This window comes from Undibacterium sp. RuTC16W, from assembly GCF_049339445.1.
In the GTDB taxonomy this organism is placed as follows: domain Bacteria; phylum Pseudomonadota; class Gammaproteobacteria; order Burkholderiales; family Burkholderiaceae_D; genus Undibacterium.
This window is the reverse complement of sequence record NZ_JBMPPE010000001.1, coordinates 991,775-1,009,803: the sequence shown is the minus strand read 5'-3', so window position 1 is coordinate 1,009,803 and position 18,029 is coordinate 991,775. Positions and strand designations below refer to the sequence as shown.

General features: G+C 50.4%; 14 protein-coding genes. 13 read left to right on the top strand and 1 reads right to left on the bottom strand.

Going from position 1 to position 18,029, the window contains the following annotated elements:
* The first annotated feature begins 109 nt into the window (after window positions 1-109).
* From ACO0K4_RS04480 to ACO0K4_RS04460, 5 genes are all read left to right on the top strand, one after another.
* On the top strand, window positions 110-895 hold the full coding sequence (locus ACO0K4_RS04480) for an ABC transporter ATP-binding protein (protein ID WP_422955391.1): 786 nt from the start codon (window positions 110-112) through the stop codon (window positions 893-895).
* Window positions 892-1,653, top strand: coding sequence for an ABC transporter ATP-binding protein (locus tag ACO0K4_RS04475; protein ID WP_422955390.1), 762 nt, complete (start codon window positions 892-894; stop codon window positions 1,651-1,653). The genes ACO0K4_RS04480 and ACO0K4_RS04475 overlap by 4 nt, the downstream gene beginning before the upstream one ends.
* On the top strand, window positions 1,650-2,630 hold the full coding sequence (locus tag ACO0K4_RS04470; protein WP_422955389.1) for a branched-chain amino acid ABC transporter permease: 981 nt from the start codon (window positions 1,650-1,652) through the stop codon (window positions 2,628-2,630). The genes ACO0K4_RS04475 and ACO0K4_RS04470 overlap by 4 nt, the downstream gene beginning before the upstream one ends.
* Window positions 2,627-3,691: a branched-chain amino acid ABC transporter permease gene (locus ACO0K4_RS04465; RefSeq protein WP_422955388.1), complete on the top strand. Its 1,065-nt coding sequence runs from the start codon at window positions 2,627-2,629 to the stop codon at window positions 3,689-3,691. Before ACO0K4_RS04470 ends, ACO0K4_RS04465 begins: the two co-directional genes overlap by 4 nt.
* Window positions 3,692-3,763: 72 nt before the next feature.
* Window positions 3,764-4,597 (top strand): alpha/beta fold hydrolase, encoded by an 834-nt coding sequence (locus ACO0K4_RS04460; protein ID WP_422955387.1) that lies wholly within the window; start codon window positions 3,764-3,766, stop codon window positions 4,595-4,597.
* Window positions 4,598-4,623: 26 nt separating this feature from the next.
* On the opposite strand, the gene nhaR is transcribed toward ACO0K4_RS04460, so the two are convergent.
* On the bottom strand, window positions 4,624-5,565 hold the full coding sequence (gene nhaR / locus ACO0K4_RS04455; RefSeq protein ID WP_422955386.1) for a transcriptional activator NhaR: 942 nt from the start codon (window positions 5,563-5,565) through the stop codon (window positions 4,624-4,626).
* 224 nt (window positions 5,566-5,789) lie between these two features.
* Between nhaR and ACO0K4_RS04450 the strand changes: the two genes are divergently transcribed.
* The 8 genes from ACO0K4_RS04450 to ACO0K4_RS04415 all read left to right on the top strand — a co-directional run bounded on the left by ACO0K4_RS04450 (window position 5,790) and on the right by ACO0K4_RS04415 (window position 17,963).
* Window positions 5,790-6,476 (top strand): Bax inhibitor-1/YccA family protein, encoded by a 687-nt coding sequence (locus ACO0K4_RS04450; RefSeq protein WP_422955385.1) that lies wholly within the window; start codon window positions 5,790-5,792, stop codon window positions 6,474-6,476.
* A gap of 208 nt (window positions 6,477-6,684) precedes the next feature.
* On the top strand, window positions 6,685-7,638 hold the full coding sequence (locus ACO0K4_RS04445) for a TerC family protein (RefSeq protein WP_422955384.1): 954 nt from the start codon (window positions 6,685-6,687) through the stop codon (window positions 7,636-7,638).
* Between the two features lie 335 nt (window positions 7,639-7,973).
* Entirely contained in the window at window positions 7,974-11,723 is a 3,750-nt protein-coding gene (gene metH, locus ACO0K4_RS04440) for a methionine synthase (protein ID WP_422955383.1), read from the top strand.
* 66 nt (window positions 11,724-11,789) lie between these two features.
* The gene (locus ACO0K4_RS04435) at window positions 11,790-12,416 is read left to right on the top strand and encodes a hypothetical protein (protein ID WP_422955382.1); all 627 of its coding nucleotides are present in this window, start codon (window positions 11,790-11,792) and stop codon (window positions 12,414-12,416) included.
* Window positions 12,417-12,422: 6 nt separating this feature from the next.
* A complete protein-coding gene (locus ACO0K4_RS04430) occupies window positions 12,423-12,737 on the top strand; it encodes a hypothetical protein (protein WP_422955381.1) in 315 nt (104 codons plus the stop codon).
* A gap of 720 nt (window positions 12,738-13,457) precedes the next feature.
* Window positions 13,458-13,751 carry a hypothetical protein gene (locus ACO0K4_RS04425; protein ID WP_422955380.1) on the top strand — a complete coding sequence of 98 codons (294 nt, stop codon included), beginning with the start codon at window positions 13,458-13,460 and terminating at the stop codon, window positions 13,749-13,751.
* A gap of 511 nt (window positions 13,752-14,262) precedes the next feature.
* On the top strand, window positions 14,263-15,540 hold the full coding sequence (locus tag ACO0K4_RS04420) for an HD-GYP domain-containing protein (RefSeq protein WP_422955379.1): 1,278 nt from the start codon (window positions 14,263-14,265) through the stop codon (window positions 15,538-15,540).
* On the top strand, window positions 15,537-17,963 hold the full coding sequence (locus ACO0K4_RS04415) for a sensor domain-containing protein (RefSeq protein ID WP_422955378.1): 2,427 nt from the start codon (window positions 15,537-15,539) through the stop codon (window positions 17,961-17,963). The genes ACO0K4_RS04420 and ACO0K4_RS04415 overlap by 4 nt, the downstream gene beginning before the upstream one ends.
* The last annotated feature ends 66 nt before the right edge of the window (window positions 17,964-18,029 follow it).

Below are 18,029 nucleotides of genomic sequence, written 5' to 3'. Positions count from 1 at the left end.
CGCATACGACCTACGTCTGTTCTTACCGGATGCAGGTTCTCAATATGTACCAGTCAAAGACTGACTTGCGTACCTGCCTGAACGCTGCGGTATCCCATCAAAGGTCTCCATGAGCATTTCACTAGAAACCCGCGCGCTGACAGTCAATTTCGGCGGGCATATCGCGGTTGATCGGGTGTCCTGTGCGTTTTCACCGGGCACACTGACCGCAATCGTCGGCCCTAATGGTGCAGGCAAAACGACCTACTTCAATCTGATCTCAGGTCAGCTACCGGTCACCAGCGGTCAGGTACTATTGCACGGTCAGGACATCAGTAACGCCAATTCCGCTACGCGCGCTCAACATGGCTTGGGACGCGCCTTTCAATTAACGAATTTATTTCCCCGGTTAACAGTCATGGAAAACGTGAGGCTGGCGATACAGGCACGCGTGCAAAGTCGGGAAAAGCGCGGCCTGCAACTGCTCTCAACCTGGTTCTCTCATGCAGACTGGATCAGTGAAGCAGACCAAATTTTGACCCGTATAGCGCTGATCAAGCGGCGCGATATGCGTGCCGCCGAATTACCGCATGGCGATCAGCGCAAGCTGGAAGTCGGCTTGCTACTCGCGATGCAACCCAGCGTATTTATGTTCGATGAGCCAACCGCAGGAATGAGCCACGACGAAGCCCCGGTGATACTCGACTTAATCGCGGACATACAGCAGCAACAGGATAAAACCATCCTCTTAGTAGAGCATAAAATGGATGTAGTAGAACGGCTGGCAGACCGCATCATCGTCCTGAACCAAGGACAATTAGTCGCTGATGGCAAACCTGCCGAAGTCATGCAATCGACAGTGGTACAAGAAGCCTACCTCGGGGTTGCCGCAGCATCTGGGGAGGTCGCAGCATGAGCGATATCTTGTTGCAACTCAGCGGCGTCCACACACATATCGGTCCTTATCACATCCTGCAAGGTGTCGACTTATCCGTGCAACGTGGGCAGCTCACGATGCTCTTGGGGCGCAACGGTGCAGGCAAGAGCACCACATTGCGCACCATCATGGGCTTGTGGCACGCCAGCGCTGGCAGCATCACGCTGGATCAGACGTCAATCACACACATGAGCACGGCCGACATCGCGGTACAGGGCATCACCTATGTGCCGGAAAACATGGGTATTTTCAGTGATCTCAGCGTACGGGAAAACATGCTGCTGGCAGCACGGTCGGGGCCTATCGACCAGCAGCGCCTGGACTGGATTTTTTCATTGTTCCCGGCACTTCAGCAGTTCTGGCAAAAACCGGCAGGCAAGCTCTCGGGCGGCCAAAAGCAGATGGTCGCCATCAGCCGCGCCATCATCGAAAAACGTCACCTTTATATGTTCGACGAACCATCAAAAGGGCTGGCACCTGTTATGGTCAACAGCATGATCAGCGCTTTGCGTGAGCTCAAAAAAGAAGGCGCAAGTATTTTACTGGTCGAACAAAATCTCGCGGTAGCACAAGCCCTCGGCGATCAGGTTGCGGTCATGGATTCCGGCAAAATTCTGCATCACGGTAGCATGCAAGAGCTGACCGATAACCCGGAGCTGCAACAGCAATTACTGGGCTTGAACCTGGACTTGAACCTGGGTTTGAACGTAGGATCTGCAACCGGAGCACATGCATGAACCTGATGACGAAAAATTTGCCAAAATTACTAATCCCCGCGGTCATGCTAGGCTCGCTGGTCTTACTTCCCAGCCTGCCGACCTGGATCACCTTGACGGTCGCCGGTCTGGCGATGGGCATGATGATTTTTATCATGGCAAGCGGTTTGACGCTGGTATTTGGTCTGATGGATGTCATGAACTTTGGTCATGGCGTATTTATCGCGATCGGCGCCTTCGTTGCTACCAGCGTGATGTTGCCGCTGGCGGGCTGGATACAGGCCGATAATGTAGCGCTCAACTTGCTGGCAATTGGCATAGCAATGGCCGCTGCCGCAATCGTTGCAGGCTTGCTCGGCTGGGGTTTTGAGCGCGTGATTATCCGTCCTGTGTATGGCATGCATCTGACACAGATTCTGATCACGACCGGCGGCCTGATCATTGCAGAACAATTGATTCATGTGATCTGGGGGCCGGAGCAAATCCCGCTGACACGTCCAGCGAGCTTACGTGGCTCCTGGATTTTTGGGGATGTCGCGATTGAAAAATTTCGCGTCATCGCTGTCGTACTCGGTCTGCTGATTTTTATTGCCATGTGGCTGATACTGAATCGTACCAAGCTGGGTTTGTTGGTACGCGCCGGTGTGGAGAATCCAGAGATGGTCGAAACGCTGGGCTACAAAATACGTCGCCTGTTTGTCGGTGTATTTGTCGCAGGTTCAGCACTGGCAGGTGTCGGTGGCGTACTGTGGGGCCTGTATCAGGAAACGGTCACCGCCACGATGGGGGCGCAGCTCATGGTTTTAATCTTCATTGTAATTATTATTGGTGGGCTAGGCTCGGTTGGTGGCTGTTTTTCGGGTGCCTTACTGGTTGGATTGCTGGCAAACTATGTCGGCTTCCTCGCACCCAAAGTGGCCTTGGGTGCGAATATCTTGCTAATGGTCTTGATCTTGTTATGGCGCCCTCAAGGCCTTTTTCCGGTGGCATCACGATGAAATCGATTACCTCAACTCTTCTGTCGGGCGATACGCCGCGAAGCCGCGTGCTAGCGATACTGATGCTGGCGTTATTATTCGGATTGTTGCTGACACCGGTGATCTTTCCGGGCACCAGAGCACTGAATGTCGCGGCTAAAATTTGTGTCTTTATTGTGCTGGCGAGTAGCTACGACCTCTTGCTTGGCTATACCGGTATTGTTTCTTTTGCGCATACGATGTTTTTTGGTATCGGTGTGTATGGAGTCGGAATTGCCATGTCCCGCTTCGAGGTTAGCTGGTTGGTACTATTTGGGGGAGCTGCCAGCGCCTTAACGCTGACGCTGCTACTGGCACTGATGCTAGGTATGTTATCACTGCGTGTACGAACGATTTTTTTCGCCATGATGTCACTCGCACTGGCAAATTTCTTTGCGATTCTGGCCTCGCAGTTTTCGGACTTTACCGGTGGCGAAGATGGCTTGAATTTTAAATTACCCGAGCTGCTGTCACCGGCAACTCAGTTGCTCGACAATCCGGTGTTCGGTATTGATTGGACGGGTAAAACACTGAGCTATTACCTGATCTATTTTTGTGCGTTGCTCCTGTTTTTATTTTGCCTGCGCATCGTGAACTCTCCGTTTGGCAGGGTCTTACAGGCGGTACGTGAAAACGACTTCCGGGTTGCTGCGATCGGATTTAACCCGGTGAAATATCGTACTGTTGGTAATTGCTTATCCGCGCTGCTGGCCTGCTGCGCGGGTATTTTATATGCGATCTGGTTACGTTATGCCGGTCCGGATACCGCGCTCAGTTTTGACATCATGATCGACATTCTCCTGATGGTCGTCATCGGCGGTATGGGATCGATGTATGGCGCGGCACTGGGTGCCGCCATTTTAGTCATCTCGCAAAATTATCTGCAAGACGGCATGAAGCTCCTGTACGGGAGTCTGGAAAGCGCGCCATTCGTTGCGAACTTTTTTCATCCTGATCGCTGGTTATTGTGGCTGGGTGTTTTGTTTGTCTTATCGGTGTATTACCTGCCTCTGGGCATTGTTGGCAAGCTCAGAAAATCCTGAATTTTTTTCACCGCTATTTACGTTTCCATTCAACTTGCCAACTTGCGTTACCCCCTATTAGATAGCTATCTCATGACACCGATATCACGCTACCTCCGTTGTTGCGACCGCGAACTCCATATGATGGAATGGGGTGCGGCAGACAAACCCGCGGTGATCTTATGGCACGGACTGGCAAGAACCAGCCGCGATTTTGATGACCTGGCCATGGTGCTCGCCGAAGAGTATTACGTCATCGCTCCGGATACGATCGGCCGTGGCTTATCCCAATGGAGCCCTCTGCCAGCACAGGAATATTGCCTCGATTTTTATGCGCGGCTGGCGAACGACTTAGTAGATCAACTCAATATCCCGACCATGCGCTGGGTCGGTACCTCGATGGGAGGAGCGATCGGTACAGTCGCTGCGGCTAATGTGTTAAAAAACCGTATTACTCACCTGGTATTGAATGACAATGGTCCGCAACTGGCCGATGCAGCCATCCAGCGTATCCGCAGCTATGCTGGCTCCCCTGCAAGCTTTTCAAACGTTACTGAGTTTGAACAATATCTGCGCCAGATTTACGCCCCCTATGGCTGGCTGAGCGATGTGCAATGGCGACGCATGGCGGAGAGCTCGGTACGCCGCTTACCTGACGGACGGATTACGCCGCACTACGATCCGCAAATGGTCATGCAATTTACTGAACACGATAACGATTATCTGCGCTGGAACGAATACGACAGCCTCAGTTGTAAAACCCTGGTACTGCGCGGAGAGCACTCTGATTTATTACTGGAAGATGTCGCACAGGCCATGACGGAGCGCGGTCCTAAAGCACACTTATTTACGGTGGCAGGCTGCGGCCATGCACCAGCACTGAATGTCCCTGAGCAAATCGAGCTTGTCCGAAATTTCCTGAAATAAGAGGAAATAAGCGGATCAGAAAACGTTCATCTCTCTGGGTTTAAGTGCGGCGATCTGTTGCTACTCACGCTACCAAATAAATCTTGTTGCGCAGCACGGCTGATCGCCAGCACAGCGGGATGCGTTAGTTTTCGCTGAACCGAGATGGCATAAAACTGTTCTTCAATTTCATCCGTCTGTCCAACTTGGATCAAGTCATATTGGCGCATCACCATATCGGCAATCGCTGACGGTGCAGCAAAAAATCCCGCCCCCGCCTGGCCAAAGGCACTCATCAAGGCGCTATCGTCAAACTCCCCAGCAATGCGTGGATGCAATTGCTGCGCGTCCAGCCAATGTAAGAGCTTAGAGCGTAAGGCGGCGTCCTCGCCAGGTAAGAGCAGAGGTGCCGCTTCCAGACAAGCAGGAAAAGGGGCTGGATATTGCTGCCGTAAAGCAGCCGTGGCAAAAAAACTGATACCGCACTGACCGAGCAAATGATTGAAGCCGCGCACGTTCACCGTGGGCGGCATCGGACTGTCAGACATGACGACGTCGATCTTATGCATAGCCAGGTCTGCAAGCAAAGATTCGAGTTTTCCCTCGCGGCAATTGATGCGCAAGGTTTGCGGCAGCTTCAGCGCCGGTTCTAACAGACGATAAGCCAGCGCTTTTGGTAAGGCATCTGAGACGCCAACCCGCAATTGCACCGTGCGCTCGGTTGGCCGGTGATGCAGAACTTCTTCGAGCTCCTGTCCCAGCGAAAAAATTTCTTCGGCATAACCCAGAACTAGGCGACCGGCTTCGGTCAACTCCAGATTGCGGCCATGTTTTTTAAACAGCTGTTCGCCCTGAACTTCTTCAAACAAACTAATCTGGCCGCTGATTGTTTGCGGTGTGAGATGCAACTGCTCACTGGCCCGCGCAATACTGCCTGCTTTGGCGACAGTCCAGAAATAATGGAGATGTTTGTAATTAAGATTGCTCATCAGAAAGGCCCTGGCTAGTAACTATTTAGGGTAAAAATTTACCAACACGGCAAATAGATTAAATAGATCAAATACGCAGAATACATCGAATAAATCGAATAATTTATCAATTATATTCGACTTTTATTGTTGATTAACGCGAACTACACTGTTGCTACCTTCTGTTGGGAAGGTGAAGATCTGACTCGTTCTCTTTCAGATCATCAACATTTCAGGAGAAAAGTATGAAAATTCTAGATCGTTCCGCCTTGCGCAATGCGCAGACTGTCGATTACATCGACTCCAGCGCCAGTACTGGCAATAAAGTGTTACGCAATACCTATATGTTATTGTCGATGACACTGTTATTCAGTGCTCTGACCGCAGCGGCAAGTGTCGCCTTTGCGCTGCCCGGCCCCGGCATCATCATCACTCTGGTTGGCTATTTTGGTTTGCTGTTTCTGACGACAAAATTCCGCAACAGCGGTCTCGGCCTGTTGTTCGTGTTTGCCCTGACTGGCTTCATGGGACTGACCATCGGACCGGTCATCAGCCGTTATCTGGGCATGCCAGGCGGTAGTGCAATCGTAATGGGCGCAATGGGCCTGACTGGTTTGATCTTCCTGAGCTTGTCGGCATATGTCTTGGTCAGCAAACGGGATTTCAGCTTCATGGGCGGCTTCCTGATGATCGGTATGCTGGTTGCTTTTGTCGCCAGTCTGGGTGCGATTTTCTTCCAGATCCCGGCACTCTCACTGACGATTTCAGCGGTAATGGTATTGCTGATGTCCGGCATGATTTTGTTTGAAACCAGCAATATCATCCGTGGTGGGGAAACCAACTACATCATGGCAACGGTGAGTCTGTACATCACGATCTTTAACTTATTCATGAGCCTGTTGCAATTACTGGGTTTCGTCAATGAAGAATAAATCTAGCTGATTCATCAGTCACACAATTCCGCATCAATGCAGCGTCCGGTGCGGAATTGTCATAGATTGGCAGTACAAGTCAAAGCGACACAGCCGCACAAATTTTCTTGTCGATAGAAGAATGGTCAAAACAATCCGGCAATCTCTTTATTGCAGATTGGTCTTTCGAATTTGATCTCAGGTTTTTATAAAAATAATAGGATTTACTATGTTACACAGTGTTGCCCAGCCCTGGATGTGGGGCGTATTCATTGCATTTGTCCTCGGCATGCTTGCACTCGACGTGTTCGCCCTGGGCGGTTCACGCTCACATAAAGTCAGCATCAAAGAAGCCGCGATCTGGTCAGTAGTCTGGGTCAGTCTGGCCTTACTGTTCGACCTGGGTCTGTGGATGTATCTGAGCGATACCGTAGGCCGCACGATCGCCGACGCCAAAGCGATGGAATTCCTGGCTGGCTATGTGATCGAAAAATCGCTGTCGGTCGACAATGTATTCGTCTTTTTAATGATCTTCGGTCACTTCTCGGTACCGTTGCAGTACCAGCGTAAAGTCTTGCTCTACGGCGTGCTCGGCGCAATTATCTTGCGTATTGCGATGATATTGGCTGGCACCTGGGTAGTAACCCAATTTGCCTGGGTCTTATACCTGTTCGGAATTTTTCTGCTGATCACTGGCTTTCGTATGCTGGTTGCTGTCGACAAGGAACCCGATCTCGATGCGAATCCGATATTACGTTTTGCAAAAAAATGGCTACCTTTCAGCAACGAATTACACGGTGAGAAATTTAGCTTTATTGAGCAAGGTAAACGTATCTACACGCCTCTGCTATTGGTGTTAATCCTGATCGAAATTTCCGACGTCATCTTTGCAGTGGATTCGATTCCAGCGATTTTTGCGGTGACAACCGATCCGTTTATAGTGTTTACCTCCAACATCTTTGCCATCATGGGCTTGCGTGCGCTGTATTTCCTGCTGGCTGACATGGCAAACCGGTTTCATTTACTCAAATTCGGCCTCGCCTTTGTCCTGATGTTCGTCGGCGTCAAGATGCTCATCGTTAAATGGATGCATATACCAACCGCCATTTCACTGACCGTCATTGCCAGCATTCTGATTAGCTCCATCGTTGCCAGCCTGATTGCAACACGTAAAAAACAATAAGTTTTACCCGGCAGTTCCCTTTTGGGCATGTTATCGATGTTGATGACATGCCCTTTTTTATTGGTTTTTCGATATTTATTTAATATGATGAAACCGAGCGGTAGCGGTGAATATCTCCACAAAAATTATCAGACGGACATGATCATCGCCTCAGACCGGATGACGTCAGCTACCCGGCGCGGCGGAAACGGGTGGCTAACTGGTATAATCCACGCTCAACAGCGCCGATTTGAGATTCAGATTGCGGGCGCGTAATAAGTGCTGCTAAAAGGACGTCGCCCGATCCGCCAGCATGCATGAGCCGATCGGGTTTTTCGTTTTTGCGAGTAATCATCATGACCACGACCCCTGCCGTTTCCGCCACCGAAACCCGTCTCCGCGAGCTGTTACAACAACGCATCCTGATCCTTGATGGCGCGATGGGCACTATGATCCAGCGCTATAAGCTGACTGAAGAAGATTATCGCGGTGCACGCTTCAAAGACTTCACTGGTCCAGAGGGTGTGCGTGAACTTTTCGTCAAAGGCAATAACGAATTACTGTCCCTGACGCAGCCGCATGTGATTCAAGAAATCCACGAGCAATATCTGGCCGCCGGTGCTGACCTGATCGAAACAAATACCTTCGGCGCAACCACCGTTGCGCAGGATGATTACCACATGGCACATCTGGCGTATGAGATGAATGTCGCCTCCGCCAGAATTGCCCGTGCCGCTTGTGATAAATACTCAAGCGCTGATAAGCCGCGCTATGTCGCAGGTGCACTTGGTCCTACACCAAAGACCGCATCGATTTCCCCCGACGTAAATGACCCTGCTGCACGTAACGTGACATTTGATCAGCTGGTCGCCGCGTATCACGAGCAGGTACGCGGTCTGGTCGAGGGCGGCGCTGACGTCCTGTTAGTCGAAACGATTTTTGATACGCTTAATTGCAAAGCCGCGCTATTCGCGATTGATCAGTATTTTGAAGAAACCCAGACCCGCTTACCGATCATGATTTCCGGCACGGTGACAGACGCATCCGGACGTATCCTGTCCGGTCAGACGGTACCGGCTTTCTGGAATTCCGTTCGTCATGCCAAGCCACTGACCATCGGCCTCAACTGCGCTCTCGGTGCCGCGTTAATGCGTCCGTATGCGGAAGAACTATCCAAGATTGCGGATACTTTCGTCTGTATTTATCCGAATGCCGGTTTGCCTAATCCGATGAGCGATACCGGCTTTGATGAATTACCGGCAGATACTTCGGCACTCCTCAAAGAATTTGCCGAAGCGGGGTTTATCAATATTGCCGGTGGCTGTTGCGGCACCACGCCACCGCACATCAAGGCGATTGCAGACATCCTGCAAACCCAGACACCACGAGCGATTCCGGTGATCGCACCGGCAATGCGCTTGTCTGGCCTGGAACCCTTTACGATTGACGACGACTCCCTATTTGTGAACGTCGGCGAGCGTACCAATGTCACCGGTTCCAAAGCCTTTGCCCGTCTGATTCTGAATGAGCAATACGACGAAGCTCTAGCAGTGGCGCGTCAGCAAGTAGAAAACGGTGCCCAGGTCATCGACATCAATATGGATGAAGCGATGCTGGATTCACTGGCAGCAATGACACGCTTCCTTAACCTGATCGCGTCTGAACCCGATATCGCCCGTGTACCTATCATGATTGACTCCTCCAAATGGAGTGTCATCGAAGCTGGCCTGAAATGCGTGCAAGGCAAGGCCATCGTCAACTCGATTTCGATGAAGGAAGGCGAAGAACAATTCCTGCATCATGCAAGACTGTGCAAACGTTATGGTGCTGCCGTGATCGTCATGGCCTTCGATGAAAAAGGTCAGGCTGATACTTACGAACGTAAAATCGAAATCTGCAAACGTGCCTATGATTTACTGGTAAACGAATGCGCGTTCGATCCTTATGACATCATCTTCGACCCGAATATTTTTGCGGTCGCCACTGGTATCGAAGAACACAATAATTACGCGGTCGACTTTATTGAAGCGACACGCTGGATTCATCAAAACTTGCCCGGCGCAAAAATCAGCGGCGGCGTATCGAATGTCAGTTTCTCCTTCCGCGGCAACGACCCCGCACGTGAAGCGATTCATACGGTATTTCTTTACCACGCGATTCAGGCTGGCATGACCATGGGTATCGTCAACGCCGGCATGGTCGGCGTGTACAGCGAACTCGATGCTGAATTGCGTGAACGTGTGGAAGACGTTGTTCTGAATCGTCGAGAGGACGCAACCGAGCGCATGATCGAATTCGCAGCCACACTCAAAGCCGGTGGCAAGCGCGAAGAAGCCACGCTGGAATGGCGTAATGAATCGGTAGAAAAACGCCTGTCGCATGCGATGGTGCACGGCATCACCAACTGGATTGTCGAAGATACCGAAGAAGCACGCCTGAATGTGTTGAACAGCGGCGGTCGCCCTATCCATGTGATCGAAGGTCCGCTGATGGCGGGCATGAATATCGTCGGCGACCTGTTTGGCCAGGGCAAAATGTTCTTGCCGCAGGTCGTCAAATCCGCCCGCGTCATGAAGCAAGCCGTTGCGCATCTGGTGCCGTATATCGAAGAAGAAAAACGTCTCAGCGGCGACAATAAACCCAAAGGTAAAATCGTTATCGCCACCGTCAAAGGCGACGTGCATGACATTGGTAAAAACATCGTCACCGTCGTTTTGCAATGTAATAATTTCGAAGTCGTCAATATGGGCGTGATGGTGCCCTGCTCCGAAATTTTGGCCAAAGCCAAAGCGGAGAATGCCGACATCATCGGCCTGTCTGGCCTGATCACTCCGTCGCTCGAAGAGATGGCCTATGTTGCCAAAGAGATGCAGCGTGATCCGCATTTCCGCATGCTAAAAATTCCGCTACTGATCGGCGGCGCAACCACCAGCCGCGCACATACCGCCGTCAAGATCGCACCGAATTACGAAGGTCCCGTCGTCTATGTGGCCGATGCTTCACGCTCGGTATCGGTCGCACAATCACTGCTAACACCAGAAAGCCGCGAACAATACATCGACGAACTGGCGACTGACTATGACCGTATCCGTACCCAACATGCCAATAAAAAAGCTGTGCCTATGGTCACACTGGCTCAAGCACGCGCCAACAAAATGCGCGTCGATTTCAGCGGAAAAAATACGCCGGTCAAACCCAAGTTCATCGGCCGCCGCGTCTTCAAAAACGTCGATCTGGCGACCATCGCCCACTACATCGACTGGGGCCCGTTCTTCCAGACCTGGGATCTGGCCGGTCCATTCCCCGCAATTTTGACTGATGAAGTCGTAGGCGAGGCAGCGAGCAAAGTATTTGAAGAAGGTCAGGCGATGCTGAAAAAAATCATCGAAGGTCGCTGGCTGACCGCGAACGGTGTGGTATCTCTGTTACCGGCGAATACCGTCAACGATGACGACATCGAAATCTACACCGACGATACCCGCAGCGAAATCGCACTCACCTACTACGGCACACGTCAGCAAACCGAGAAACCTGTCATCGACGGCGTGCAAAGACCGAACCAGTGCCTGAGCGACTTCATCGCACCGAAAGACAGCGGCATCGCTGATTACATCGGCATGTTCGCCGTCACCGCAGGCCTGGGAATAGAGAAGCACGAAAAACGCTTCGAAGATGCGCACGATGACTACAGTAGCATCATGCTCAAATCCCTCGCCGACCGGTTGGCAGAAGCCTTCGCCGAATACCTGCACGAACGCATCCGCAAAGATCTGTGGGGCTATGCGGCGGACGAAACGCTCAGCAACGAAGATCTGATCAAAGAATCCTACAAAGGCATACGCCCGGCACCAGGCTACCCGGCCTGCCCTGAACATACGGTGAAGACGGCGATGTTTAAGCAGATGCAGTGTGAAGAGATTGAGATGTACATTACGGAATCATGGGCAATGATTCCGGGTGCCGCGGTATCAGGCTTTTACTTCGCACATCCTGAATCGAAATACTTCAGCGTCGGTAAAATTGCAGATGATCAGGTGGTGGATATGGCCACACGGCGTGGGGTGGCTAAGGACGAAGTTGAGCGTTGGTTGGCGCCGAATTTGTGATGGTGACAAATATAAAACTATTAAGTATTATCATTTGCAAATTCTAACTTAGCGAATGACATTTCTATGGACAGAGCACATTTCGATTCAAGAGCGCAGTCTAAGCTGCGGATTACTGGCAAAATTATTGAACTCAATGATGTTGTTTGGTCTGTACCTAACCTTGTAGCCATTGCTATCACCAAGAAAGTCATTCACTTTAACGATACTGCACCAACTTTCAAGATTTCAGAACCAAAATTCAAGTTTCCGTTTTGGGCATTGATAGTGCTGTTATTTGCAACAATAACGCTGTCCATGTTCAACAAAATAATTTTTACAGTGCTTACGCTACTTTGCGTAGCCTGCTTCGGTTTGTACTTGCAGAGTTATCGTAGAAAAGTTCAAAGGTCACGCGAAGACTGGGTGGCTGAACAACAAAAATACGTTCAAGAGACAGAAATTTGGAAGCATAAAAAAGACAACCCACCAATCTTGTATGGTCTTGTTCTTGAGACCTCTGCGGCAAGTCGATCGACGATATTTTCATATGACAAACTTCGCATCAGCGAAGCGCATTCCGCCATAAAAACGTCAATGAACGCCAAAGATTCTGGGGAAACGTTTGTAATGATCGATACTGTAAATGTCGGCGGAAGTGATTCGATAAATAACTTCGATTCTGAAATTATTAACCAAAAAATAGAGGACTAAAGAGATATGGCTACTATCAATAATTTCAATTCGAAGATAACAAATCTAGTAATTGGTACTCAAATCAATAGCAGCTCAAATGAAACTAGGAAAGTTCAAATAAAACAAAAATTAGACGAAATTCAAAGAAAACTCGAAGAAGACGACACAATATGCAAGAAAGATGCAATGGAAGGCGCATTAGCGGTAAGTGATCTAAAAGGAATTCTGAATTCAAAAGATTTTGACAAATCCAAAATCAGTAAATCGTTGTCTATCCTAGGAAATATCTCTACCGTAGGATCGTTCGTAAAAGATTTGATTTTGCTGATAAATTCGTAGTCCTCTAGGGTGTGTTATCAAGCGTAGCGTGCGTATTTATGGTTTTGTATAGTGCGCCATGCGCACAGATTGCTGGCGCTCAATAAGCTCACAATTTTCCTTTACTCAAAACGGTGCGCAGGAGCGGAGGCAATCAAACACTGCTCTGACTGTATTCCTTAGGCTTCAGATCATCGGCCACACTCGGTCCCTCTCCCGTAAGGGGGATAAGGAGGAAATGTGATTCATTAATGCACGACTACTGCGAGATTAGTTATTAGGTTTTGACGTGGTAGTTGATTTTCAACCGCTGGGGACGACGCAATTTATGTGAGGCGAAAAATGGATAAGAAAGCTTCGTTGTCTGAGGTAGAGCAGCGGTTTCGAGATGCATGCATCTTGCCTGCGTAACGACATCCGCTTACAAGCAGATGCTCCTCAGCTCAGTTTCGAAGCTTCCACATTTTCTACGTCACACAAATTGTGCTGAAGCGTAGCGTAAGCACCCGAAGGGCAAGTCTGCGGTCGCCTTTCTTTTGCTTACTCTTTCTTTGGCGAAGCAAAGAAAAGTAAGTGTCTGTCGGGCCACTCCCGACTTGTCAGCACGAAGTGCAAACTACACATACCAGAACGGAAGCAACTTCCCGCAACATTATCCCCAACCCTGGCAATTCTAAGCGCTACAATTCACAATCCTTCCAGCACCCACACAACAACATCTAAGCCCATCAGGAGACTTCTATGAGCACCCATAGCAAACTGTATCGCCGCTTAAACCGTCATATCTTGCTGACCTTCATGTTGATGACCATCAGTTTTTTACTGTTTGGCATATTGACGCTGGATCTGGTGCGTGTGCTGACACTGAATGCCAGCTATATCGTCAGTAACGGCTGGTCAGGTCTGATGGATGGCGGGTTGCAGCAGTTCCTAGAGTTATGCGGAAGTGCGCTGGGAGCGATGGCTTTTTATGTGCTGTTTAAATTATGCGAGCACGTCATGACTGACCGTCTGTCACATATCCGACGTGAATAAACGGGATGATGGCTCGTGTCTGTTTTGTCTCAAAACGAGATCACAGACAGCGCAACATATCTGATTATCAGGTTCTGAGAGACATCGAAAAGAGAACTTCTAAACACTCTTTAATCCCTATTTCAGTTAACCACTTACTCGAACCACTCTACTCTTTTCTCTGTGTATCCATCTCTCTGTAGTGAGAGGTCTTGGTTTTTGCGTCAGTCCTATTGATATGATTTTGAGGTTTTTTGAAATTTCCAAAAATGATCCCGCAGTCTGCATGCGGCCTGCAGACTGAAATCACGCCACAACCTGCATCAGGCTTGCGGATTCGATTTTATATATGAGATAACAGCCGATATTGCGGCACCTGCAGCATGATTGTGGTTCGCCGTTTGGGGCATTGTTTGTTTCTCACTATTTCTGGGTCGACATGTTGAAAAAGATGGATTTTTCAGAAGTGTCGTGTTAATAGTACAACTTGTACAAAACAGCTCTTGAATCTAGGTATTCTGCGACGAGCTCTATGACTGATATTCACACACAATTTATCGACGTTTCGCAGCTCCGGATAGGGATGTTTGTTTATCTCGACATGGGTTGGATGGATCACCCTTTTCCGGTGAACAGCTTCGAAATTCGTAATCAGGATCAGATTACGACGATACGTTCGTTAGGCCTGGAGCGCATACGTTATGCACCGGACAAGAGCTCTCCGGATCCCGATGCGGAAACAAGTCCTGCAGCGACTGATATAGCCAGCACATCCCCCGCAGAATCACCAAAATCGATCGAGGCGCGCAAGCGGCGTGAGATGCTGGCCGATCAGCAAGCCAGCCTGCTGGTGTGCGAACGTCAGTTCAGCCAGGCATCCCAGACCTTCAAGCATGTGACCGAGATTGTGCATGCTCAGCCTCAAGTCGCCCGAGAGCAAACCGAGAATCTGATAAAAGGCTTTTTGGCTGGCATGCTGGGCGAGGATGAGGCAGCGATTCGCCTGCTATCCGAAAAAGCCGGTGAACGCACCTCATTGCATTCGATCAATGTGACAATTATTTCGCTGCTCTTAGGTAAGGCGATGGAACTGAGCAAAGTCGATATGCTAGAACTGGGTATCGGTGCGTTGCTGCATGATATCGGCAAGATGGAATTACCAGATCGTCTGCGCTGGCCTGAAGATCATTTCAGTCACGCTGAGCGTCAGTTGTATCAGAGCCATGTCATGCATGGCGTCAATCTGGCGCGTAAACTGGCGCTCTCTGCGAATGCAACGCTGCTGGTCGCGCAGCATCATGAACATATCGACGGCTCGGGTTATCCGACCCGGATTCTGGCGGATAAAATGTCACCGCTTGCCAAGATCGTGTCGCTGGTCAATCAATACGATAACTTGTGCAATCCCGGTAATCCGGCGCTGGCGATTACGCCGCATGAGGCCTTATCGCAATTATTCACCCAGCATAAATCGCAATTCCACGCGCCGACCATGACGGCGTTTATCCGCATGATGGGCATTTATCCGCCGGGTTCCGTGGTGCAACTGACCGATGAGCGATATGCGCTGGTGGTATCTGTAAATTCCTCGCGTCCGATCAAGCCGCGTGTCGTGATCCACAATCCCGAAATACCGCGCGACGATGCCCTGGTGATCAATCTCGAATACGAGCAAAGTCTGGGCATCCATCGCAGCCTGAAACCCTTGCAGTTACCCAAAGCCGCTTATGACTATTTGTCGCCGCGTAAGCGTTTGTGCTATTTCTTTGAGCGCGGCCGGGAAATCGAAGCTTTGGAAGGCGGCGCATGAAAACCCAGCAATGGCAGGCATTGATCGAAGGCATGCTGGAAGCCGTGTTACTGGTCGATCCTATTGAGTTGCTGGTGCTGGCGGCGAACCGCTCCGCACATGATCTGTTGCAAGTGCCTGGCGGTACGCTGATCGGTAAAGCCGTCATCGACCTCGCAGCTGCTCCCGAAGATGTATTTTTCTGGGAAGACGCGGCGGCCGGTCTGTCGGATAATATTTTTTCCGAAACGGTATTGCAACGCGCCGATGGCGGGACGATTCAAGTCGAGCGTCGCGTCACGCTGGTACGTACCGGCATGGATAGCAATATGTATGTGGTCGCGATTCGCGATCACACTAATCAGCGCCATGTCGAAAATGAACTTGAAAAACTGATCGCTGAACTACGCGCAACACTGGAATCGACCGCCGACGGGATTCTGGTCACGGATCTCGAAGGAGGTATCCGTAGCTATAACCATCTGTTTGCAAAATTGTGGACGTTGCCCGACGAGTTGCTGACCCAGAGAGACGATCAGGCAATCTATGCATGGATGGATAAATGCATGGTCGACGCCAGCCATTACAGTGAGCGGCTCGGTGCCATCAACCGCTCGCCGCTGATGGAAGCAACCGATGTGCTGGTGCTGCGTTCAGGCAAAATTCTGGAGCGTGTGACCTTGCCACAATATGCGCGTGGTCGGGCCATCGGCAGAGTGTATTCTTATCGCGATATCACCCAGCGACTTGCCGATGAGGCGCGCTTACAGCTCGCCGCCAAGGTATTTGAATCGAGTACGGATGCGATCTTCATCACTGATGCAGAACAAAAAATCATCACCACCAATCCTAGCTTTGAGCAGCTAACCAGCTACACGGAACAAGAAATGATCGGCAAATCGCCGAGTGATTTCTTTTCCGAAGAGAGCAATGCGGTGCTGGTAAAACAGCTACTAGAAGATCTGGAAACCAAAGGGTTCTGGGAAGGCGAACTCTGGAATCGGCGTAAAAACGGGCACGCCTATCTTTGTATGATTTCTCTGGTCCGGGTGCAGGATGAAACCGGCAACACCATGCATTACATCGGCTTCTTCAAAGACCGGACCGAGACTCATACTGCAAAACAAAAAATCGAAGAGCTCGCGTTCTCCGATGTACTGACCGGTCTGCCCAATCGCCTGTTACTCGCCGAGCGTATCAAGCAATCGATCAGTGCGGCAAGCCGTAATAGCTCCAGCTTTGCGCTGCTGTTCCTCGACCTTGATCACTTCAAGCAAATCAATGATTCGCTCGGCCATCCTTTCGGCGACAGGGTACTCATTGATGTAACCGAACGGCTAAAAAAATGTATCCGCCAGGTGGATACGGCGTCACGCCTGGGCGGCGACGAGTTTGTCTTACTCTTGCATCAGGCTGATGCTCACGGTGCCGAAATTTGCGCACGACGTGTGCTGGAAGAACTCAATGCACCGTTTACTCTGGATGGCATGAGCTTCTCGGTCAGCTGCAGCATCGGGGTTGCGCTGTATCCGGCAGACGGCAATAACATGGACGACCTGATCAAGAATGCCGACAGCGCGATGTATCACGTCAAAGAAAGAGGCCGCTCGGATTTTCGCTTTTATCAGCGTCAGATGAATGTCGGTCTGCTATCCCGCATGAAGCTCGATCATGCAATGCGTCAGGCGCTTGAGCATGACGGTTTCCGCCTGCATTATCAGCCGCTGGTGAATATTGATAGCGGCGAAGTATTCGGCGCCGAGGCGCTGATACGCTGGCATGACAAAGATCTGGGCGAAGTCAGTCCGGCACAATTTATCCCCATCGCTGAAGAAACCGGTGTGATTGTCGCCATCGGTAACTGGGTCATGCACACAGCTATCCGTCAGGCAGCCCTGTGGAATCTGGACAGAAAACTTCGCATCTCGGTCAACGTATCGGCGCTACAATTCCAGCAAAGCGATTTTGTCGACAACGTCGCCAAAGCGCTCGCCGATGCAGGCCTGACGCCCGATTGCCTGGAATTAGAATTGACCGAATCGATACTGATCCGTGATGTAGAAGAAGCGATTATTAAACTTGAATCGCTTTCTGTACTAGGCATCAAACTCGCGATTGACGATTTTGGCACCGGCTATTCCAGCCTCAGTTATCTGAAGCGCTTCCCTATCAGCAAACTCAAAATCGACCGTTCATTTGTCATGCATCTGCCAGACGACGAGAGTGACGTCGCCATCGTCACGGCAATTATCAGCCTGGCACACGCGCTGAAACTCAGAGTCATTGCTGAGGGAGTAGAAACAGAAGAACAACGCACCCAGCTCAAGACCCTGGGCTGCGACGAACTACAAGGCTATCTGTATTCACCGGCCCTGTCGGTCCATGATTTTGAAGCCTGGTATCGCAAAGTGATGCCAGGACTGCCGCTACATCATCAGCACTGATCGGGTAGTCTGACGCCGGTCAAACTGTGTCCCACAGCATTAGCATCAGTCGACTAACAGCCAGAT

What these genes read in the sequence shown, in the direction of transcription:
- ACO0K4_RS04420 (WP_422955379.1), top strand. Translation starts at nt 14,263, where the DNA reads ATGACTGATATTCACACACAATTTATCGACGTTTCGCAGCTCCGGATA.
- ACO0K4_RS04430 (WP_422955381.1), top strand. Translation starts at nt 12,423, where the DNA reads ATGGCTACTATCAATAATTTCAATTCGAAGATAACAAATCTAGTAATT.
- ACO0K4_RS04435 (WP_422955382.1), top strand. Translation starts at nt 11,790, where the DNA reads ATGGACAGAGCACATTTCGATTCAAGAGCGCAGTCTAAGCTGCGGATT.
- ACO0K4_RS04445 (WP_422955384.1), top strand. Translation starts at nt 6,685, where the DNA reads ATGTTACACAGTGTTGCCCAGCCCTGGATGTGGGGCGTATTCATTGCA.
- ACO0K4_RS04475 (WP_422955390.1), top strand. Translation starts at nt 892, where the DNA reads ATGAGCGATATCTTGTTGCAACTCAGCGGCGTCCACACACATATCGGT.
- nhaR (WP_422955386.1), bottom strand. Translation starts at nt 5,565, where the DNA reads ATGAGCAATCTTAATTACAAACATCTCCATTATTTCTGGACTGTCGCC.
- ACO0K4_RS04450 (WP_422955385.1), top strand. Translation starts at nt 5,790, where the DNA reads ATGAAAATTCTAGATCGTTCCGCCTTGCGCAATGCGCAGACTGTCGAT.
- ACO0K4_RS04465 (WP_422955388.1), top strand. Translation starts at nt 2,627, where the DNA reads ATGAAATCGATTACCTCAACTCTTCTGTCGGGCGATACGCCGCGAAGC.
- ACO0K4_RS04480 (WP_422955391.1), top strand. Translation starts at nt 110, where the DNA reads ATGAGCATTTCACTAGAAACCCGCGCGCTGACAGTCAATTTCGGCGGG.
- ACO0K4_RS04425 (WP_422955380.1), top strand. Translation starts at nt 13,458, where the DNA reads ATGAGCACCCATAGCAAACTGTATCGCCGCTTAAACCGTCATATCTTG.
- metH (WP_422955383.1), top strand. Translation starts at nt 7,974, where the DNA reads ATGACCACGACCCCTGCCGTTTCCGCCACCGAAACCCGTCTCCGCGAG.
- ACO0K4_RS04415 (WP_422955378.1), top strand. Translation starts at nt 15,537, where the DNA reads ATGAAAACCCAGCAATGGCAGGCATTGATCGAAGGCATGCTGGAAGCC.
- ACO0K4_RS04470 (WP_422955389.1), top strand. Translation starts at nt 1,650, where the DNA reads ATGAACCTGATGACGAAAAATTTGCCAAAATTACTAATCCCCGCGGTC.
- ACO0K4_RS04460 (WP_422955387.1), top strand. Translation starts at nt 3,764, where the DNA reads ATGACACCGATATCACGCTACCTCCGTTGTTGCGACCGCGAACTCCAT.